Genomic DNA, 18,289 nt, shown 5'->3' with positions numbered 1-18,289 from the left:
ACCGAACGTGAGTCCCACACCACGCCGGCGTGCGACTCTGGCGTCGCTGGCGGACGAGCTCAACGTTTCGCGCACGACGATCTCGAATGCCTTCAACCGGCCCGATCAGCTCTCCCCGGACCTGCGTGAGCGCGTGCTTGCGACGGCCAAGCGGCTGGGGTACGCCGGGCCCGACCCGGTGGCGCGGTCGTTGCGGACCCGCAAGGCCGGCGCGGTGGGTCTGGTGATGGCCGAACCGCTGACCTACTTCTTCAGCGACCCCGCCGCGCGGGACTTCGTCACCGGGGTGGCGCAGTCGTGCGAAGCGCTGGGGCAGGGGCTGCTGCTGGTGGCAGTCGGGCCCAGCCGCAGCCTCAAAGACGGTTCCGCCGCGGTGCTTTCGGCCGGGGTGGACGGCTTCGTGGTGTATTCGGTGTGCGACGAGGATCCCTACCTGCAAGTGGTGCTGCAGCGCCGGCTGCCGGTCGTGGTGGTCGACCAGCCCAAGGGGCTCGCCGGGGTCTCTCGGGTGGGCATCGACGACCGGGCGGCGATGCGCGAGCTCGCCGACTATGTGCTGGGGTTGGGGCATCGCGAGATCGGGCTGCTGACCATGCGGCTGGGCCGCGACCGGCGCCAGGGCCTGGTGGACACCGACCGGCTGCGCTCGCCCGCCTTCGACGTGCAACGCGAACGCATCATCGGCGTGTGGGATGCGATGACGGCCGCCGGCGTCGACCCCGACTCGCTGACCGTGGTGGAAAGCTACGAGCACCTACCCGAATCGGGCGGCGCGGCAGCCAAGGTGGCGCTGGAGGCCAATCCGCGGATCACCGCGCTCATGTGCACCGCGGACATCCTGGCGCTGTCTGCGATGGATTACCTACGGGCACATGGCATTTACGTGCCCGGTCAGATGACCGTCACCGGATTTGACGGCGTGCCCGACGCGATCAACCGCGGCCTGACCACGGTGTCGCAGCCCAGCCTGCAGAAGGGCCGCCGGGCGGGCGAGCTGTTGTTGAAGCCGCCACGGACAGGCCTGCCGGCCGTCGAGCTCCTGGACACCGAGCTCGTCCGGGGCCGCACCGCCGGGCCGCCCGCCTGAGCCGGGCTACGCGGAGTCCTGGTCGCCGATCAGCAACCGCACGGCCAGGTCCAGCCGCTTGCTGACGTCGGTGGCCGAGGCCCGCCTGGTCAGCCACGCCAGCAGGTTCGACAGCCACACGTCCGAGATCACCCGGGCGATGTGGTATTGGTCCTCGGTCGGTTCGCCGTCGGCCATCGCGCGCGCGAACATCGAATCGATGAGCTTCTCGACCTGATCGACCTCGCTGGCCGCCGACGCGTCGGCGAACACGTAGGCACGCGTCATCGCCTCGGTCAGCAGGGGATTGCGTTGCATCGCGCGGTTGAGCTTGCCCACCATGAAGTTGAGCCGCTGGAAGGGCGTGCCCCCGGCCATCGCCGAGCGGTCGGTCTTGGCGTCGATGCGGCTGAACTCGCGGCCCAACGCCGACACCAGCAGGTGCACCTTCGACGGGAAATACCGATACAGCGTCCCGACCGCGACATCGGCGCGATCGGCCACCGCCCGCATCTGAACCGCCTCGTAGCCGCCTTTGGAGGCGATGGCCATGGTGGCATCCAAGATGCGCTTGCGGCGTTCCCGCTGCGCCTCCGACCCCAGTTCGGACTCCGCCAGTACCGCCACGTTTATGACCTCGCGCGGCTGCGAGTCAGAAACTCGGCTCGAATTTGCGTTGGCTGGCATGTGACGGTTTGCTCCTGTTCCGCGCGCTTCGTTTGCAAACGATACGCATTCTGCGTGTTAATTTCCCACCTCCACACCGCCGCGGACAAGCGCATGTGCTGCTGTAATACCGTTCGACTTGACGGTCGATCACTGGCACTATTAGAACACGTTCTAGTCTGCGGGGAGCGGGTTGCGTGCCAATCCGTGGTGGAAGAGGTACCCGCTTGCGGGTGATCGCACAATCAAGACAGGGGTCCACGGGCCCCGTCGAGTCAAGGACGCGGAGGTCCTCTCAGGTGGTAGCGACCGTCACCGACGAGCAGTTTGCCGCGCGCGCCCTGGTGCGCGACTGGGCCCGCAATGCGACGTCGGGGCCGGGCGGCACCGCGGCGATCCGCGACGTGGAGCAGGGCAAGTCCGACGCCTGGCGGCCGGTGTTCTCCCGGCTGGCCGAGCTGGGGATCTTCGGTGTCGCGATCCCGGAAGAGTCAGGCGGGGCGGGCGGCAGCATCGAAGACCTGTGCGCGATGGTCGAGGAGGCGGCCAAAGCGCTGGTTCCCGGCCCGGTCGCCACCACCGCGCTGGCAACGCTGGTTGTCTCCGATCCCGAGTTGTTGGGCTCCCTCGCCTCCGGAGAGCGCTTCGCCGGGCTGGCGCTGCAGGGTGACATCCGGTTCGACGGCGCGACGTCGAAGGCCTCGGGTTGCCTGCCCTTCGCGCTGGGGGTCGCCGACGGCGCCGTCCTGTTGGCGCCGGCCGACGGGAAGTGGCTGCTGATCGACACCGACGGCGAGGGTGCGCAGATCGAACCCCTGCAGGCCACCGACTTCTCCCGGCCGTTGGCCCGGGTGGTGCTGGACTCGGCCCCCGCCACGGTCGTGTCGGACACCCGCGACCGCGTCGAGGAGCTGGCCGCGACGGTGCTGGCGGCCGAGGCGGCCGGCATCACCCGATGGTCGCTTCAGACCGCCGTCGACTATGCCAAGGTCCGCGAGCAGTTCGGCAAGCCGATCGGCAGCTTCCAGGCCATCAAGCACATCTGCGCCGAGATGCTGTGCCGTGCCGAGCAGGCCGAGGTGGCCGCCGCCGATGCCGCGCGTGCCGCCGCCGAGGGCGACGAATCCCAGTTCTCCATCGCCGCGGCCCTGGCCGCGGGTACCGCCATCGCCGCCGTGAAGGCCAACGTCAAGGACTGCATCCAGGTGCTCGGCGGTATTGGCTGCACGTGGGAGCACGACGCGCACCTGTACCTGCGCCGGGCGCACGCCATCGGCCGATTCCTGGGTGGGGCCGAGACCTGGCTGCGCCGCATCACCGCGCTGACTCAGGGCGGGGTGCGACGCCGGTTGGGTATCGACCTGACCGAGGTCGAGGATCAGCGGCCGGAGATCGCCGCCGCCGTCGCCAAGATCGTGGACCTGCCCGAGCAGGAGCGGCAGGCCGCACTGGCTGAGGCGGGCCTGCAGGCGCCGCACTGGCCGGCGCCTTACGGGCGCGGCGCGGGCCCGGCCGAGCAGCTGCTGATCGACCAGGAGCTTGCGGCGGCCGGGGTGGCCCGGCCCGATCTGGTGATCGGCTGGTGGGCGGCGCCGACCATCCTCGAGCACGGCACGCCGGAACAGGTCGAGCGCTTCGTGCCGGGCACCACGCGCGGCGAATTCCTCTGGTGTCAGTTGTTTTCCGAGCCGGGGGCCGGATCGGACCTGGCGTCGCTGCGCACCAAGGCGGTCCGGACCGAGGGCGGCTGGAACCTGACCGGGCAGAAGGTGTGGACGTCGGCGGCGCACAAGGCGCGCTGGGGCGTGTGCCTTGCCCGCACCGATCCGGACGCGCCGAAACACAAAGGCATCACCTACTTCCTGGTGGAGATGAGCTCGCCGGGCATCGAGATCCGCCCGCTGCGCGAGATCACCGGTGACTCCCTGTTCAACGAGGTCTTCCTGGACAACGTGTTCGTTCCCGACGAACTGGTCGTCGGAGAGGTGAACGACGGCTGGCGGCTGGCCCGCACCACGCTGGCCAACGAGCGTGTCGCGATGGCCAACGGAACGGCGTTGGGCAACCCGATGGAGGAGCTGCTCAAGCTGCTGGCCGAGCTCGACCTCGACGCCGCGGAGCAAGACCGGTTGGGGCGGTTGATCATCGCCGCGCAGACCGGCGCGCTGCTGGATCAGCGGATCGCTCAGCTGGCCGTGGGCGGCCAGGATCCCGGGGCGCAGTCCAGCGTGCGCAAGCTCATCGGGGTCCGCTACCGCCAGGCCCTGGCCGAATACACGATGGACGTGTCCGAGGGCGGCGGCCTGGTGCACAACCAGGCGGTGTTCGACTTCCTCAACACCCGCTGCCTCACCATCGCCGGCGGCACCGAGCAGATCCTGCTCACCGTCGCCGCCGAGCGGCTTCTCGGTTTGCCGCGCTAGCCGAGATCCGCTGCAGCAGAACGCAATTCGTGTAGCGCCTCGCATGCCATGGCGCCCAGGTCTCCGCTTTCGCCCGGTTCGGCCCAGCGGGCGTAGGCCGATTTGAAAGCCAGCGCACCGAGCTCGGCGGCCAATAGGGCCGTCGGCTCGGGCACGCCGCGGGCCTGCAGCGCGCCGACCATCGCCTGCGCCAGCCCAATCTGCTTGAGCGCGTTGCGTTCTTGAAGTTCGGCGCTGGCGGCGATCGCGGCCTTGAGCCGGGGTGCGAGCTCCCGGTTGAACGAGGTGAACGCCGACGCCGCCGACTTCAGGCCCGAGCACACGGCGGCCAGGGGCGTCGCGTCGGGGGGCGCCGCGGCGATCCCCTCGCGGAGTAGCTGCGCGATCGCGTCCTGCCCGGCCGCCAGCACGTCCCGTTTGTCTGGGAAGTGCCGAAAGAACGTGCTTTTCGTCAGCCCGGCGCGCTCGACGATCTGCGCGACCGTCGTCTGGTCGTATCCGTGTTCGTTGAACAGGTCGAGTGCCGCGGCGACCAAGCGTGCGCGCGCGTCGGGTTGCCAACGAGCCATGGCCCCACCCTAGTGATGGGACCATAGTCCCGTCACGGGTGTATGGTGATGAGACAATAGTCCCATCACATGAAGGAGCTGCTCGTGCGCGTATTCGTCACCGGCGCCAGCGGAGGTATCGGCTCGGCCGTCGTCTCACAACTGCTCGCCGCGGGTCATCACGTCGTGGGCCTGGCCCGCTCCGAGGCCTCGGCCGCGACCATCAGCGGTCTCGGCGCCGAGCCGCTGCCCGGCGACATCGCCGACTTCGACGTCCTGCAGGAGGCGGCCGAGAAAACGGACGGCGTTGTGTACCTGGCCTTCTCGCACGATTTCACCCGTGCCGGGGACGCGATCGGCGACGAAGCCCGGGCGGTGGCCGCGCTGGGCGCCGCGCTGGTCGGCACCGGCAAGCCGCTGGTGCTCGCGAACGGCACCCCCGCGGTGCCCGGACGGCCGAGCACCGAGGACGATCCGTTCAACGTCGAGGGGCCGATGGCCGGCCGCGGCCGCACCGGACAGGCCGTCGTCGAGCTCGCCGAGCGTGGCGTCCGGTCGGCCGTGGTGCGGCTGCCACGGTCGGTCCATGACGCCGGCGGGCGCTACGGTTTCGCCGGCATGCTGATCCAGGCCGCGCGACAGCGCGGTGTGTCGGGCTATGTCGGCGACGGCGCCCAACGCTGGCCCGCCGTGCATCGGGACGACGCCGCGACGTTGTTCCGGCTCGCCCTCGAACAGGCCCCGCCCGGCTCGGTACTGCACGCGGTGGGCGACGAGGGGGATCCGATGCGGGCGATCGCCGAGGTGATCGGCCGCCGCCTCGGTCTACCCGTCGAGCCCGCCCCGGCCGAGAGCTTCGGTCCGCTCGGCCCCATCTTCGCCGCCGACCAGCCCTCGTCCAGCGCGCTGACTCGCCAACGATTCAACTGGAAGCCGACCGGTCCACGCCTGCTCGAAGACCTGGAGACCGGCGACTACCCCGAGTGAGGGGTCAGGAGAACGTGGTCACCGCGCAGGTGCTCGGGGACGTGATGTTGACCCCGGAGTAGACCACCTGGATGTGGGTGCACGCGATGACGTTGTTGTCCGTCTTGGGCTGGCCCGTCTGCCAATCGGTGGAGTCGATGCGCCCGTGGGTCTGGTACTTCTCCGGCGGGCCCTCGCCCATGTAGATCGTGGTGATCTCGTCGGAACCCATCGACTTGTGCACCCGCTCGTACTGGCCGTCGGCGTGCGCGTCGAGGTAGGCCAACCGGTTCGAGGACCGGATCTCGGTGGTTTGCCGGGCCCACAGTCCGGGCGGGAAGCCGGTCACCCCGTCGGGCGTCAGCATGTCGGCCCCGGCGGTGAAGTCGCAATGCCCGTCGGCCTTGAAGCAGTTGAGGATGGCCCGCGTCTCCAGCTGGTTGGGTCCGTCCAAGGGGAATAGCGTGGTGGCGGTGTTGCTCGCCGCCGCGCACACAGCGGCCGGCAGGAACATCGGCAGCACTGCGACGACCGCGAATCCCGATACCAGCCGCATCATCGATGCTCCCCTTCGCTCTGACCCCAGGGTGAACTTAACCCCGCGACTACTCGTCGTAGGTGACTTCTACCGAATCAGATTCGGGGTGAGATTGACAGGCCAGGATCAGGCCCTCGTCCAGATCCTGCTGCTCGAGCACGTCGTTGACCTCCATGCTCACCTTGCCGCCGCGCAGCGTGCAGGCACACGCGCCGCAGTGACCCTCGCGGCAGGAGAAGGGCGCGTCGAGGCCCTTGGCCAGCAGCACGTCGAGCAACTTGGCGTTGCGCGGCCACGACACGGTGTGGGTTTCGCCGTCGAGTTCGACCACCGCGGTCGCCGGCGGTTCGTCACCCTCGGGGGTGTCCTCGATCTTCACCGCCGCGAACGGATCGGACTCCAGCGACTTGAACACTTCGATATGTACCTGCGGCGCAGGAACTTTCAGCGTTTCCAGCGCTTCTTTGGCCGAATCCATGAAGGCGCCGGGGCCGCAGATGTAGACGGGCCGATCGGTGTAGGGGGCGGCCAGCTTGGCCAGCGCGGTCACGCTGGGCAGGCCCTGCAGCGATTCCAGCCAGTGCAGCACCGTCAGCCGGTCGGGATATTTGGCGGACAGCTCGCGCAGGGCGTCGGCGAAGATCACCGAGCGGTCGTCGCGGTTGGCGTAGACCAGCGTCACCTGCCCGCCGCCCTCGGCCAGGGCGGACTTGCAAATCGACATGATCGGGGTGATCCCGCTGCCGGCGGCCATCAGCAGGAAGTCATCGCCCAGCGTTTTGGGCACGAAGTTGCCGGAGGGGGCCAGCACGTGGATCCGCATGCCCTTGTGCGCGTGGTCGCACAGCCAGTTGGACGCGTAACCGTCCGCCGTGCGTTTGACCGTGACCGTGAGCGCATCGCCGGTGAACGGCGAGCTGCACAACGAATAGCAGCGGGCCACCGACCCGGTGCGCTCGCTGGGAACGCGCAGCGTCAAGAACTGGCCCGGCGCGTACCGGAGCCGCTCGGGCGGGATGTCGGGGTCCCCCGCGTCGTCCGGTACCGCGAACACCAGCGACCGCGCGTCGTCGGTCTCGTCGATGACCTCGGCGACCTGCAGTTCAAGGACGTGGTCACCGAGTGGCTCGTCGGGAATCGCCTCGGTCAAGGCCCGTCCCTTCCTTTCGTCGCAACTAGAACATGTTACAGAAAAGTGGATTCGTATCGCTACCAGCCGCAGGAATACCCTGCTCGACACGAATCGGAACGTGTTCTAGTCTCTGGTGTAAGTCCGCTGAGTAAGTCTGGCGCAGGAGGCAAACGTAAGTGACGTCCATTCAACAGCGTGATGCGCAGTCGGTTTTGGCTGGCATCGATGATCTGCTCCCGCGGATCCGGGAACGCGCTCAGGCGACGGAAGATCTGCGACGGCTCCCCGACGAGACCGTCCAGGATCTGCAGGAGGTGGGCTTCTTCACCCTGTTGCAGCCCGAGCAGTGGGGCGGGCTGCAGTGCGACCCGGCGCTGTTCTACGAAGCGGTGCGGCGGCTGGCCAGCGCGTGCGGATCCACCGGCTGGGTGAGCTCGATCATCGGCGTGCACAACTGGCACCTGGCCCTGTTCGACCAGCAGGCGCAGGAGGAGGTCTGGGGCGAGGACCCCGCCACCCGGGTCTCGTCGTCCTACGCCCCGATGGGCGCGGGCGTGGTGACCGACGGCGGCTACCTGGTCAACGGATCGTGGAACTGGTCATCGGGCTGCGACCACGCCACGTGGGCGTTCCTCGGCGGACCGGTGATCAAGGACGGCCGCCCGGTCGACTTCGGCTCATTCCTGATCCCGCGCAACGAGTACCGCATCGACGACGTGTGGCATGTCGTCGGCCTGCGGGGCACCGGCAGCAACACCGTCGTCGTCAAGGACGTCTTCGTGCCGCGGCACCGGTTCTTGTCCTACAAGGCGATGAACGACGGCACCGCGGGCGGATATCAGACCAACACCGCCGCCGTTTACAAGATGCCCTGGGGCACAATGCATCCCACCACCATCTCGGCGCCGATCGTGGGCATGGCCTACGGGGCATACGACGCGCACGTCGAGCATCAGGGCAAGCGGGTGCGGGCGGCGTTCGCCGGTGAGAAGGCCAAGGACGACCCGTTCGCCAAGGTTCGCATCGCCGAGGCGGCCAGCGACATCGACGCGGCGTGGCGCCAGCTGAGCGGCAACGTCGCCGACGAGTACGCGCTGCTGTCCGCCGGCAAGGAGATTCCGTTCGAGCTGCGTGCCCGCGCCCGCCGCGACCAGGTGCGCGCCACCGGGCGTGCGATCGCCTCCATCGACCGGCTGTTCGAGGCCTCCGGTGCCACCGCACTGGGCAATGACCAACCGGTGCAACGGTTCTGGCGCGACGCCCACGCCGGCCGGGTGCACGCCGCCAATGACCCCGAGCGGGCCTACCAGATCTTCGGGAACAACGAGTTCGGGTTGCCCCCGGGCGACACGATGGTCTGATGACCTCGGCAACCGAAGAGATCACCTTCGAATCGACTTCGCGGTACGCCGAGGTTGACGTCGACGGTCCGCTCAAGCTGCACTACCACGAGGCGGGCGAAGGTAACGAGCAGACGGTGGTGCTGCTGCACGGCGGCGGCCCGGGCGCGGCGAGTTGGACGAACTTCTCGCGCAACATCCCGGTGCTGGCCAAGCAGTTCCATGTGCTGGCCGTCGACCAGCCCGGGTACGGCCACTCCGACAAGCGCGCCGAGCACGGCCAGTTCAACCACTACGCGGCGCGGGCGCTCAAGGCTCTCTTCGACCAGCTGGGACTGGGACGTGTTCCGCTGGTAGGCAATTCTCTCGGGGGTGGCACCGCGGTGCGGTTCGCCCTCGACTACCCCGACCACGCCGGACGCCTGGTGCTGATGGGGCCCGGCGGGGTGAGCGTCAACCTGTTCGCGCCCGACCCGACCGAGGGCGTCAAACGGCTGGGCAAGTTCTCCGCCGAACCCACCCGCGAAAACCTCGAGGCGTTTCTGCGGGTGATGGTCTACGACCAGAAACTGATTACCGACGAATTGATCGACCAGCGTTTCGAACTGGCCAGCACGCCCGAATCGCTGACCGCGACGCGGGCGATGGGAATGTCGTTCGCCGGAGCCGATTTCGAGCTCGGCATGATGTGGCGCGAGGTGCACCGGCTGCGTCAGCCGGTGCTGCTGATCTGGGGCCGCGAGGACCGGGTCAACCCGCTGGACGGTGCGTTGGTCGCACTGAAAACCATTCCGCGCGCACAGCTTCACGTTTTCGGGCAATGTGGGCACTGGGCGCAGGTGGAGAAATTCGACGAGTTCAACAGGCTCACCATCGATTTCCTGGGAGGTGCGCGATGAGCATCCGTTCTCTGGGCTATCTGCGTATCGAGGCCACCGACATGGCGGCCTGGCGCGAGTACGGCCTGAAGGTCCTCGGCATGGTCGAGGGCAAGGGTTCAGAAGAGGGCGCGCTGTATCTGCGGATGGACGACTTTCCCGCCCGGCTGGTGATCGTGCCCGGCGAGCAGGACCGGCTCATCGAGGCCGGCTGGGAATGCGCGAACGCCGCTGGGCTGCAAGAGATCCGGAACCGGCTCGACATCGAGGGCACGCCTTACAAGGAGGCCACCGCCGCCGAGCTGGCCGATCGCCGGGTGGACGAGATGATCCGGTTCGCCGACCCGTCCGGCAACTGCCTGGAGGTCTTCCACGGCGCGGCCCTCGAACACCGCCGGGTGGTCAGCCCGTACGGGCACAAGTTCGTCACCGAGGAGCAGGGTCTGGGGCACGTGGTGCTGACCACCCGCGACGACGAGGAGACGCTGCACTTCTACCGCGACGTGCTGGACTTCAAGCTGCGTGACTCGATGCGGCTGCCGCCCCAGGTGGTCGGGCGTCCCGCCGACGGACCGCCGGCCTGGCTGCGGTTCCTGGGCTGCAACCCTCGCCACCACAGCCTGGCCTTCATGCCCGGACAGACCCCAAGCGGCATCGTCCACCTGATGGTCGAGGTCGAGAATTCCGACGATGTCGGGCTGTGCCTGGACCGGGCGCTGCGTAAGAAGGTGCCGATGTCGGCGACCCTGGGTCGCCACGTCAACGACCTGATGCTGTCCTTCTACATGAAGACGCCAAGTGGATTTGACGTCGAATTCGGTTGTGAGGGAAGAAAAGTCGCAGACGACGACTGGATCGCCCGGGAGAGCACCGCGATCAGCCTGTGGGGCCATGACTTCAGCGTCGGCTTCAAGGGCTAAATTCGGGGTATGACTGCCGCGCCGATCGATCCGCGCACGTTCCGCAGCGTGCTCGGCCAGTTCTGCACCGGGATCACCATCATCACCACCGTGCACCAGGACGTTCCGGTCGGCTTCGCCTGCCAATCCTTCGCGGCGCTGTCGCTCGATCCGCCGCTGGTGCTGTTCTGCCCCACCAAGGTGTCGCGGTCGTGGAAGGCCATCGAGGCCAGCGGCCGGTTCTGCGTCAACATGCTGACCGAGGGGCAGAAACACGTCTCGGCCCGGTTCGGCTCCAAGGAGCCCGACAAGTTCGCCGGGATCGACTGGCACCCTTCCGAACTCGGATCACCGATCATCGACGGTTCGCTGGCCTACATCGACTGCACGGTCGCTTCCGCGCATGACGGCGGCGATCATTTCGTCGTTTTCGGTGCGGTGCAATCGCTTTCGGAGGCCCCCAAGATCAAACCGCGGCCGCTGTTGTTCTATCGCGGTGAGTACACCGGCATCGAACCGGACAAGACGACACCGGCGCAGTGGCGCGACGACCTGGAAGCGTTCCTGACGACCACCACCCAGGACACCTGGCTGTAGCGGCTCGCTATGTGGTCGCGCCGCGCTGGGTCCCGGCGTCGCGGTGTTTGCCCGACAGGTTCACCGTGGGGGAGTTGTCCGGGGTCGGCTGCTCCTGGCTCCATGCGGCGTCGCGGTCGGTGCCGGCGTCGCCGGCAGCCGCGTCCTTTTCGGCCTTTACCCTCGGGTCGAGGCTGTCGGCACGTTGCCACTGCTCGTCCAGCTCTTCGCGCGAGGACGCCGCTTCCGTCTGATGCGCCGACGCCCGATCCTGTAGCCGGGCGGCTTCTGCCGCCTTGGCCTCGGCTTCCGCCTGCGCGGCACGGGCTTTCGCGGCCGTCTCCGCGGCCAGCGCCTCGCGGCGCTCGACCTTGGCGGTTTCCAGCTTGGCCTGTTCGCGAAGTTTCTCGGCCTCCCGCTGGCGGCGGCGCCTGGTCGCGGCGCGGGCCGCGATGACGACCGCGGCGATCACGAGGACGGCCACAACTGCGGCGATGACGATCCAGACGGTGTTCATGATGGGCTCCGTTGTCGGTAGGGGGGCACTAAGCCCCATTTCGGCGGGTTGCCGCATTCGGCGGGATTGAAACCCTCGCCGACTCGCTTACTTCGGCCCGACACCGCGGGCCAGAATGGTTGCATGACGCTGGACCTCAACGCGTACTTCGACCGCATCAACTACCGCGGGGCCGCCGAGCCGACCCTAGAGGTGCTGCAGGATCTGATGACCGCGCACACCGGCTCGATCCCGTTCGAGAACCTCGATCCGCTGATGGGAGTGCCGGTCCACGACCTGAGCCCGGAAGCCCTGACCGACAAGCTGGTCCACCGGCGCCGTGGGGGATACTGCTACGAGCAGAACGGGCTGATGGGGTACGCGCTCGCGGAGATCGGGTTCCGGGTGCGGCGGTTGGCCGGCCGGGTGGTGTGGATGCTGCCGCCCGACACGCCGCCGGGAGCCCAGACGCACACGGTGCTGGCGGTGACCTTCCCGGGCTCGCTGGGCTCGTTCCTGGTCGACGTCGGCTTCGGTGGCCAGACGCTGACCTCTCCCATTCGCCTGCAGACCGGGAACGCCCAGCAGACCACCCACGAGCCGTACCGGCTCAACGACCGCGGTGACGGCCTGATCCTGCAAGCGCTGGTCCGGGGCGAATGGCAACCGCTGTACGTGTTCGGCATCCAGACCGTGCCGCAGGTCGATCTGAAGGTGGGCAGCTGGTACGTCTCCACGCACCCGTCGTCGATGTTCGTGACCGGCCTGATGGTGGCGCGGACCACCGGAGACGCCCGCTACAACCTGGCCGGCCGGACCCTGACCATCCACCGCGCCGACGGCAGCGAGAAGATCCGCCTCGACGACGCGGCGGCGGTCGTCGACGTCCTCGGTGAGCGGTTCGGCATCGACGTCGCGGGCATCGGCGACCGCGGTGCGCTCGAGGCGCACATCGAGCGGGTGCTCGACGCGTAGGCGTGCCGTCCGCCGTCGCTAGCGGGACGAAAGCCAGGGACCGAGGCGGCGCACCGCCTCCTCGATGTCGTTCGTCGGGCCCGCGAACGAAAGCCGCACGAACGAATTTCCGCGCGTGGTGTCGAAGTCGATTCCCGGTGCGATCGCAACGCCGGTCTGTTCCAACAACTTCGAACAGAACTCGAAAGAGTCGTCGGTGAAATCCGAGACGTCGGCATACACATAGAACGCGCCGTCGGTCGGGGCCAGCCGCTCGACGCCGATGCCGCGCAGGCCGTCCAGCACCAAGGAGCGGTTGGTCGCGTAGTGGTGCAGGTGGCCGTCGGCCTCGGCGGTCGCCTCCGGGGTGAAGGCCGCCACCGCGGCGAGTTGCGACAGCACCGGCGGACAGATGGTGAAGTTCCCGGTGAGGCATTCCACCGCGCGGCGCAACTCGGATGGCACCAGCAGCCAGCCCAGCCGCCAGCCGGTCATCGCGTAGTACTTCGAAAAGCTGTTGACCACCACGGCGTTTCGCGATGTCTGCCACGCGCAGCTGGTCTTTGGGGCCCCCTCGTAGACCAAACCGTGGTAGACCTCATCGCTGATCAGCCGCGCCCCGGACGCGTCGCACCAGGACGCGATGGCGGCCAGCTCGGCCGGCTCGATGACCGTGCCGGTGGGATTGGCCGGGCTGGCGACGATGACACCCTGCACCGGGGGATCGAGTTCGGCGAGCATCTGCGCGGTCGGCTGAAAGCGGGTCTCTGGTCCGCACGGAATTTCCACCACCTCGCATCCCAACGCCGACAGGATGTTTCGGTAACACGGGTAGCCGGGGCTGGCCAGCGCCACCCGATCACCGACGTCGAAGCAGGCCAGAAAGGTGAGCAGGAAGCCACCCGAGGATCCCGTGGTGATCACCACCGCGTCGGGTTCGACGTCGAGCCCGTGTTGGCGCTGGTAATCCGCGGCGATCGCGGCACGCAGCTCGGGGGTGCCCAACGACACCGAGTAGCCCAACTCGTTGGAACGCACGGCGGCGGCCGCGGCCGCCCGCACCGGCTCGGGCGCTCCCACGCTGGGCTGGCCCGCCGACAGGTTGACCAGGTCGCCGTGGCTGCGCTGCCGTTCCGCGGCCGCCAGCCAGACATCCATCACATAAAACGGTGGGATGCCGGCGCGCAGCGAGACACGGTCGGTCACGGCGTGTTGAGTACCTCGGATTCCAGTCGCTTAAGCAGTTCTTGCGACGAATCGAGCAGGTGTGCGCTGCCGTGGGCACGCTTGAAGTACAGGTGCATGTCGTGTTCCCAGGTGATCGCGATGCCGCCGTGCAGCTGGATGCCTTCGGCGGCCACGGTGTTCAGCGCCTCGGTGGCCGCCAGCCGGGCGGCGGCGGCGTTGGTGGGAGTGGGGTCAGCGCAGGCATCCGCGACGACGGCCTTCGCCGCGGCGACGGTGACGTACAGGTCGGCCATCCGGTGCTTGAGCGCCTGGAAACTGCCGATCGGCCGGCCGAATTGCACTCGCTCCTTGGCGTATTCGACGGTCAGTTCCAGGCAGCGTTCGGCGGCGCCGATCTGCTCGGCAGCCAGCAGGACGGCCGCCTTGTCCGCCAGGCCCGGGTCGGTGCCGATCGGCTGGGTCTCCTCGGCTGCCAGGCGTGCCAGGCGCCGGGTCGGGTCCATGGTGGTGACGGGCTGCGCGGCGAATCGGGTCCACCTGCTCAGCTGTCCGTCGTCGACGGCGACCACGACGTCGGCGATGTCACCGTTGACCACGTAGGCGGCGTCGAGCACCAGCGCGCCGATCGAGGTGCCCTCGGCCAGGCCTTCCAGCGTCGCGGCGTCCGGCTCGGTCGCGCTCAGCAGCGCCAGCTCGGCCAGCGTGGTGCCCAGCAGCGGGGAGGGCACCAGGGCGCGGCCGAGCTCCTGCAAAACGGCTGCGGCATCGGCCAATTCGCCGCCCGCGCCGCCCAACTCCTCGGGTATCACCAGCGCCGCTGCGCCGACCTGTTCGCACAGCAGCTGCCACAGCGATTCGTCGTAGCCGCGGTCGGATTCCATGGCCGCGCGCACCGCCGCCGGTCCGGCGTGCTTGGCGACCAGGGCGGCGACGGTCTCGCGGAGCAGCTCGCGTTCTTCGGTAGTACTCACAAAGCCTCCAGCACTCGCCGCCGATGTTCCTCCGGCGTTCCCCACGCGGATCGCAGTGCCTGCACCCGTAGCAGCAACAGCGACAGGTCGTGCTCCTGGGTGAAACCGATTGCGCCGTGGGTCTGCAGCGCCGAGCGCGCCGCCAGCAGGCCCGCCTCGGACGCCGCCGCCTTGGCCGCGCTGACGTCGCGCGGGTCCATCGTCAGCGCCGCGCCGTACACCAGCGGCCGGGCCAGCTCGACGGCGATGTGCACGTCGGCGAGCTTGTGCTTGATCGCCTGGTACGAGCCGATCACCCGGCCGAACTGGGTGCGTTGCTTGGCGTAGTCGACCGCGCCGTCGCGCAGCGCCTCGGCCGCCCCGATCAGCTGCGCCGCGGTCGCCAATGCGCCGAACTGGCAGGCGCGCTTGACTATTCCTTCCGGAACCTGCCAGCTTCTGCCGGTCGCGGTCACGTCGGAGAGCTTGCGGCTGGGGTCGACGGACTCGTGGACGTCACCCGGTGTCGCCTCGGTGATGCCCTCCTCGGTGGCCAGCAGCACCAGACCGGCCACCTCGGCGGAGACGGCGCGCGGTGTCTGCGGCGGCAGCGCGACGGTCGCGATCAGCTCACCGGACGCCAATGCGGCGCACCGCTCGGCATGATCGTCGGAGGCGAGCAACACCGGTGCCACAGCGATGGATTCGGCCACCGGGCCCGGCACGCACCAGCGCCCGAGGCGTTCGACGGCCACGACCAGGTCGACCGGATCGGCCCCGATGCCGTCGAATTTCTCCGGCACGGCCAGGGCGGTGACGCCGAGGTTGGCCAACTGCTCCCACACCTTGCGGCCCGGTGCGGTATCGCCGGCGGACCAGGCGCGCACCGCGTTCGGCAGATCCGCCGCGCCGAGCGCCGCGTCGATGCTGGCCGCGAAGTCGCGCTGCTGTTCGTCTAGCGCAAATTTCACTTCTTGCCCCCGGACTTTTCGCGCGGCAGTCCCAGCAGCCGCTCGGAGATGATGTTGCGCTGAATCTCGTTGGTGCCGGCGTAGATCGGGCCGCCGAGCGCGAACAGCAGACCCTCGGTCCACCGGCTCGCGAGCTCGCCGTCGGCGGCGAGCAGATCGAGGGCGGTCTGGTGCAATTCGACGTCGAGGTCGGACCAGAACACCTTGGTCACCGACGATTCGGCGCCCAACTCGCCGCCCAGGGCCAGCCGGGTCACCGTCCCGAAGGTCTGCAGCCGGTAGGCCTGCGCCTTGATCCAGCCGTCGGCGACCCGGTCGGCGAATGCGTCCGGCGAGCCGCTGTCCTTCCACAGCTGCACCAGCCGCTCGGCGGTGGCCAGGAAACGGGCCGGGCTGCGCAGCGACATGCCGCGCTCGTTGCTCGACGTGCTCATGGCCGCCCGCCAGCCCTCATGCGGGGTGCCGATCACGTCCTCGTCGGGCACGAAGACGTCGTCGAGGAAGATCTCGCCGAAGCCGGTGTCGCCGCCCAGTTGGACGATGGGCCGGACCGTGACGCCGTTGGCCTTCATATCGAACATGAAATACGTCAGGCCGTTGTGCCGCTCGGCGCCGGGGTCGGAGCGAAAGAGCCCAAAACCGCGCTCGGCGAACGGCGCTCGCGAGCTCCAGATCTTCTGCCCGTTGAGCAGCCAGCCGCCGTCGGTCTGGGTGGCGGTGGACCGCAGCGACGCCAGGTCGCTGCCGGATTCGGGCTCCGACCACGCCTGTGCCCAGATCTCCTCCCCGCTGGCCATTTTCGGCAGGATCCGGTCGCGCTGTTCTTCGGTGCCGTGCGCGAAGAGCGTCGGCGCCAGCATCGAGGTGCCGTTGGCGCTGGCCCGGCCCGGCGCCCCGGCCCGGAAGTACTCCTCCTCGAACACCACCCAGTGCAGCAGGGGCGCGTCGCGGCCCCCGTACTTCTTCGGCCAGGTGATCACCGACAGGCCGGCGTCGAACAACACGCGGTCCCAATGCCGGTGCTGGTCAAAGCCTTCGGCGTTGTCATACGACTTCGTCGGGATCGAATCGGCGTTGGCCGACAGGAATTCCCGCACCTCCGCCTGGAAGGCCAAGGTGTCTTCGTCCAGTTCCAGGTCCATCAGCCTTGCTCTCGCAGTTGTGGTTTGAGCACCTTGCCGCCCGCATTGCGCGGCAACGCGTCGACGAACCGCACCGACCGAGGTGCCTTGAAGTTCGCCAAGTGCTCACGGGTGTAATCGATCACGGATTGTTCGTCGAGTTCGGCGCCGGGCCGGGTGACCAGGTACGCCCGACCGACTTCGCCGAGCCGTTCGTCGGGCACCCCGATCACCGCGGCGTCGGCCACGCCGTCCATCCGGGTCAGTACCTGCTCGACCTCGGCGGGGTAGACGTTGAAGCCACCGCAGATGTACATGTCTTTCAGCCGGTCGGTGATGCGCAGGTTGCCGGCGGCGTCGACGGCGCCGATGTCCCCCGTGTGCAGCCACCCGTCGGTGTCGATGGCGGCCGCGGTGGCCTCCGGGTCTTCGAGGTAGCCCAGCATCACGTTCGGCCCACGCAGCAGGACCTCACCTTCTTCGCCGGGAGTGCTTGCGTCGATGCGTAATTCGAAGTCGGCGAACGGGCGTCCGCAGGTGGTGGCGACGGTGACCGCGTCGTCGTCGGCGCGGCACATGGTTCCCATGCCGTTGGCCTCGGTCAGCCCGTAGGCCGTCAGGACGATGTCGATGTCGAGTTCGGATTGCATGCGTTCGACCAGCACGACCGGCACGGTCGCGGCCCCGGTCACCGCGAATCGCAGCGAGCTCAGGTCGTAGTCGTTGCGTGCCGGGTGGTCCAGCAGGGTCTGGTAGATGGTGGGCGGCCCGGGCAGCACGGTGATGCGGTGCTGCTCGATGGCCTGTAGCGCGCGCAGCGGGTCGAAGGTCAGGTGGGGGATCAGCGTCGCACCGGTCTGCAGACAGGCCAGGATGCCGGCCTTGTAGCCGAAGTTGTGGAAGAACGGGTTGATGCACAGGTAGCGGTCGTCGCTGGTGATCTTGCCGTTCGCCGCCCACGCCGCCGAGGCCGACAGCGACTGCCGGTGCGCGCACAGCACGCCTTTGCTGCGGCCGGTGGTACCGGACGTGAACAGGATGTCGCTGACATCGTCGGGTTCGACGGCCGACGCACGGGCGGCGACCGCGTCGAGGTCGCCGCCGCGGGCGATGAATTCGTCCCAACTTCCGGCGCCGCTGTCAGTGGCGTCGACCGGGATCCGCACGATGTGCCGCAGCGCGGGCAGCGCCGCACGGTTCAGGTCGGCGACGCGGTCGTGGCCCAGGAATCGACCCATCCCGAACAGCGCCGGCGCGGCGGTGCGGGCCAGGATGTCGCTGGCTTCGTCGGCGGTGTAGCGCGTGTTCAGCGGCACCATCGCGGCCCCGGCGTGGTGGATTGCCAGGCAGGCCACCACCCAGTGCCAGGTGTTAGGGGACCAGATGGCCACCCGGTCGCCCGCACGCACGCCGAGGTCGATGAGGGCGGCGGCGGCCCGGTGCACCTCGTCGCGCAGCGCGGCGGCGGTGAAGGACCGGTCGTCGGTGATCAACGCGTCGTGGTCGGGGAGTTGGCCCGCAAAACGATCCAGCGCCGCGGGCACCGTGCGCGGATCGTCGGTCATCGGATGCTCCTC

Annotated in this window: 18 protein-coding genes; 8 read left to right on the top strand and 10 right to left on the bottom strand. The window is 68.7% G+C overall.

The features are described 5' to 3' along the window. Positions 1-7: 7 nt before the first annotated feature. Entirely contained in the window at positions 8-1,087 is a 1,080-nt protein-coding gene (locus tag A5688_RS17920; protein WP_067907827.1) for a LacI family DNA-binding transcriptional regulator, read from the top strand. A gap of 6 nt (positions 1,088-1,093) precedes the next feature. Here A5688_RS17920 and kstR read toward each other — a convergent pair whose 3' ends face one another. Further along, on the bottom strand, positions 1,094-1,693 hold the full coding sequence (gene kstR / locus A5688_RS17915) for a cholesterol catabolism transcriptional regulator KstR (RefSeq protein ID WP_067831182.1): 600 nt from the start codon (positions 1,691-1,693) through the stop codon (positions 1,094-1,096). 338 nt (positions 1,694-2,031) lie between these two features. On the opposite strand from kstR, the gene A5688_RS17910 reads away from it, so the two are divergent. Beyond that, the gene (locus tag A5688_RS17910; RefSeq protein WP_067907830.1) at positions 2,032-4,155 is read left to right on the top strand and encodes an acyl-CoA dehydrogenase; all 2,124 of its coding nucleotides are present in this window, start codon (positions 2,032-2,034) and stop codon (positions 4,153-4,155) included. Here A5688_RS17910 and A5688_RS17905 read toward each other — a convergent pair. Further along, complete coding sequence (locus A5688_RS17905; RefSeq protein ID WP_067907833.1) at positions 4,152-4,724, bottom strand: TetR/AcrR family transcriptional regulator; 573 nt, start codon at positions 4,722-4,724, stop codon at positions 4,152-4,154. The two genes, A5688_RS17910 and A5688_RS17905, sit on opposite strands and share 4 nt — an antisense overlap. 84 nt (positions 4,725-4,808) lie before the next feature. Between A5688_RS17905 and A5688_RS17900 the strand changes: the two genes are divergently transcribed. Further along, positions 4,809-5,690, top strand: a complete 882-nt coding sequence (locus A5688_RS17900) for an SDR family oxidoreductase (protein ID WP_067907929.1) — start codon at positions 4,809-4,811, stop codon at positions 5,688-5,690. Positions 5,691-5,694: 4 nt separating this feature from the next. Here A5688_RS17900 and A5688_RS17895 read toward each other — a convergent pair whose 3' ends face one another. Both A5688_RS17895 and A5688_RS17890 read right to left on the bottom strand, forming a co-directional pair. After that, complete coding sequence (locus A5688_RS17895) at positions 5,695-6,228, bottom strand: hypothetical protein (RefSeq protein WP_067831172.1); 534 nt, start codon at positions 6,226-6,228, stop codon at positions 5,695-5,697. A gap of 46 nt (positions 6,229-6,274) precedes the next feature. Continuing rightward, on the bottom strand, positions 6,275-7,357 hold the full coding sequence (locus A5688_RS17890; protein WP_067831167.1) for a ferredoxin--NADP reductase: 1,083 nt from the start codon (positions 7,355-7,357) through the stop codon (positions 6,275-6,277). Positions 7,358-7,515: 158 nt separating this feature from the next. Here A5688_RS17890 and hsaA point away from each other — a divergent pair, with 158 nt between their 5' ends. From hsaA to hsaB, 4 genes are read left to right on the top strand one after another with little or no spacing between them, the layout of a single operon-like run. Next, positions 7,516-8,700: a 3-hydroxy-9,10-secoandrosta-1,3,5(10)-triene-9,17-dione monooxygenase oxygenase subunit gene (gene hsaA, locus A5688_RS17885; protein WP_067831162.1), complete on the top strand. Its 1,185-nt coding sequence runs from the start codon at positions 7,516-7,518 to the stop codon at positions 8,698-8,700. Further along, the gene (hsaD, locus tag A5688_RS17880; RefSeq protein WP_067831159.1) at positions 8,700-9,578 is read left to right on the top strand and encodes a 4,5:9,10-diseco-3-hydroxy-5,9,17-trioxoandrosta-1(10),2-diene-4-oate hydrolase; all 879 of its coding nucleotides are present in this window, start codon (positions 8,700-8,702) and stop codon (positions 9,576-9,578) included. The genes hsaA and hsaD overlap by 1 nt, the downstream gene beginning before the upstream one ends. Further along, a complete protein-coding gene (hsaC, locus tag A5688_RS17875) occupies positions 9,575-10,477 on the top strand; it encodes an iron-dependent extradiol dioxygenase HsaC (RefSeq protein WP_067907835.1) in 903 nt (300 codons plus the stop codon). Before hsaD ends, hsaC begins: the two co-directional genes overlap by 4 nt. 9 nt (positions 10,478-10,486) lie before the next feature. Further along, on the top strand, positions 10,487-11,053 hold the full coding sequence (gene hsaB / locus A5688_RS17870) for a 3-hydroxy-9,10-secoandrosta-1,3,5(10)-triene-9,17-dione monooxygenase reductase subunit (RefSeq protein WP_067907838.1): 567 nt from the start codon (positions 10,487-10,489) through the stop codon (positions 11,051-11,053). 7 nt (positions 11,054-11,060) lie between these two features. Here hsaB and A5688_RS17865 read toward each other — a convergent pair whose 3' ends face one another. Then, positions 11,061-11,549, bottom strand: a complete 489-nt coding sequence (locus A5688_RS17865) for a hypothetical protein (RefSeq protein ID WP_067907841.1) — start codon at positions 11,547-11,549, stop codon at positions 11,061-11,063. Between the two features lie 123 nt (positions 11,550-11,672). On the opposite strand from A5688_RS17865, the gene A5688_RS17860 reads away from it, so the two are divergent. Further along, entirely contained in the window at positions 11,673-12,503 is an 831-nt protein-coding gene (locus tag A5688_RS17860) for an arylamine N-acetyltransferase family protein (protein ID WP_067907844.1), read from the top strand. Positions 12,504-12,521: 18 nt separating this feature from the next. On the opposite strand, the gene A5688_RS17855 is transcribed toward A5688_RS17860, so the two are convergent. Genes A5688_RS17855 through fadD3 form a run of 5 tightly spaced genes read right to left on the bottom strand, consistent with a single transcriptional unit; the run spans position 12,522 to position 18,277 of the window. Next, on the bottom strand, positions 12,522-13,688 hold the full coding sequence (locus A5688_RS17855; RefSeq protein WP_067907847.1) for a pyridoxal phosphate-dependent aminotransferase: 1,167 nt from the start codon (positions 13,686-13,688) through the stop codon (positions 12,522-12,524). Next, entirely contained in the window at positions 13,685-14,641 is a 957-nt protein-coding gene (ipdE2, locus tag A5688_RS17850; RefSeq protein WP_067831137.1) for an acyl-CoA dehydrogenase IpdE2, read from the bottom strand. Before ipdE2 ends, A5688_RS17855 begins: the two co-directional genes overlap by 4 nt. Beyond that, positions 14,638-15,591 carry an acyl-CoA dehydrogenase family protein gene (locus A5688_RS17845; RefSeq protein ID WP_067907850.1) on the bottom strand — a complete coding sequence of 318 codons (954 nt, stop codon included), beginning with the start codon at positions 15,589-15,591 and terminating at the stop codon, positions 14,638-14,640. Before A5688_RS17845 ends, ipdE2 begins: the two co-directional genes overlap by 4 nt. After that, complete coding sequence (locus tag A5688_RS17840; RefSeq protein WP_067907853.1) at positions 15,588-16,733, bottom strand: acyl-CoA dehydrogenase family protein; 1,146 nt, start codon at positions 16,731-16,733, stop codon at positions 15,588-15,590. The genes A5688_RS17845 and A5688_RS17840 overlap by 4 nt, the downstream gene beginning before the upstream one ends. Then, positions 16,733-18,277: a 3-((3aS,4S,7aS)-7a-methyl-1,5-dioxo-octahydro-1H-inden-4-yl)propanoate--CoA ligase FadD3 gene (gene fadD3 / locus A5688_RS17835; RefSeq protein ID WP_067831129.1), complete on the bottom strand. Its 1,545-nt coding sequence runs from the start codon at positions 18,275-18,277 to the stop codon at positions 16,733-16,735. The genes A5688_RS17840 and fadD3 overlap by 1 nt, the downstream gene beginning before the upstream one ends. Positions 18,278-18,289: the final 12 nt, after the last annotated feature.

Origin of the sequence: Mycobacterium mantenii (assembly GCF_001667865.1) — a bacterium.
In the GTDB taxonomy this organism is placed as follows: Bacteria; Actinomycetota; Actinomycetes; order Mycobacteriales; family Mycobacteriaceae; genus Mycobacterium; species Mycobacterium mantenii_A.
The sequence above is the reverse complement of the archived record's forward strand: the minus strand, read 5'-3'. Positions and strand labels throughout refer to the sequence as shown.

Bases quoted from the DNA above. Each gene is read 5' to 3' on its own strand.
- A5688_RS17905 (WP_067907833.1), bottom strand. From the start codon at position 4,724: ATGGCTCGTTGGCAACCCGACGCGCGCGCACGCTTGGTCGCCGCGGCA.
- A5688_RS17895 (WP_067831172.1), bottom strand. From the start codon at position 6,228: ATGATGCGGCTGGTATCGGGATTCGCGGTCGTCGCAGTGCTGCCGATG.
- hsaD (WP_067831159.1), top strand. From the start codon at position 8,700: ATGACCTCGGCAACCGAAGAGATCACCTTCGAATCGACTTCGCGGTAC.
- hsaC (WP_067907835.1), top strand. From the start codon at position 9,575: ATGAGCATCCGTTCTCTGGGCTATCTGCGTATCGAGGCCACCGACATG.
- hsaB (WP_067907838.1), top strand. From the start codon at position 10,487: ATGACTGCCGCGCCGATCGATCCGCGCACGTTCCGCAGCGTGCTCGGC.
- A5688_RS17865 (WP_067907841.1), bottom strand. From the start codon at position 11,549: ATGAACACCGTCTGGATCGTCATCGCCGCAGTTGTGGCCGTCCTCGTG.
- A5688_RS17860 (WP_067907844.1), top strand. From the start codon at position 11,673: ATGACGCTGGACCTCAACGCGTACTTCGACCGCATCAACTACCGCGGG.
- A5688_RS17840 (WP_067907853.1), bottom strand. From the start codon at position 16,733: ATGGACCTGGAACTGGACGAAGACACCTTGGCCTTCCAGGCGGAGGTG.
- fadD3 (WP_067831129.1), bottom strand. From the start codon at position 18,277: ATGACCGACGATCCGCGCACGGTGCCCGCGGCGCTGGATCGTTTTGCG.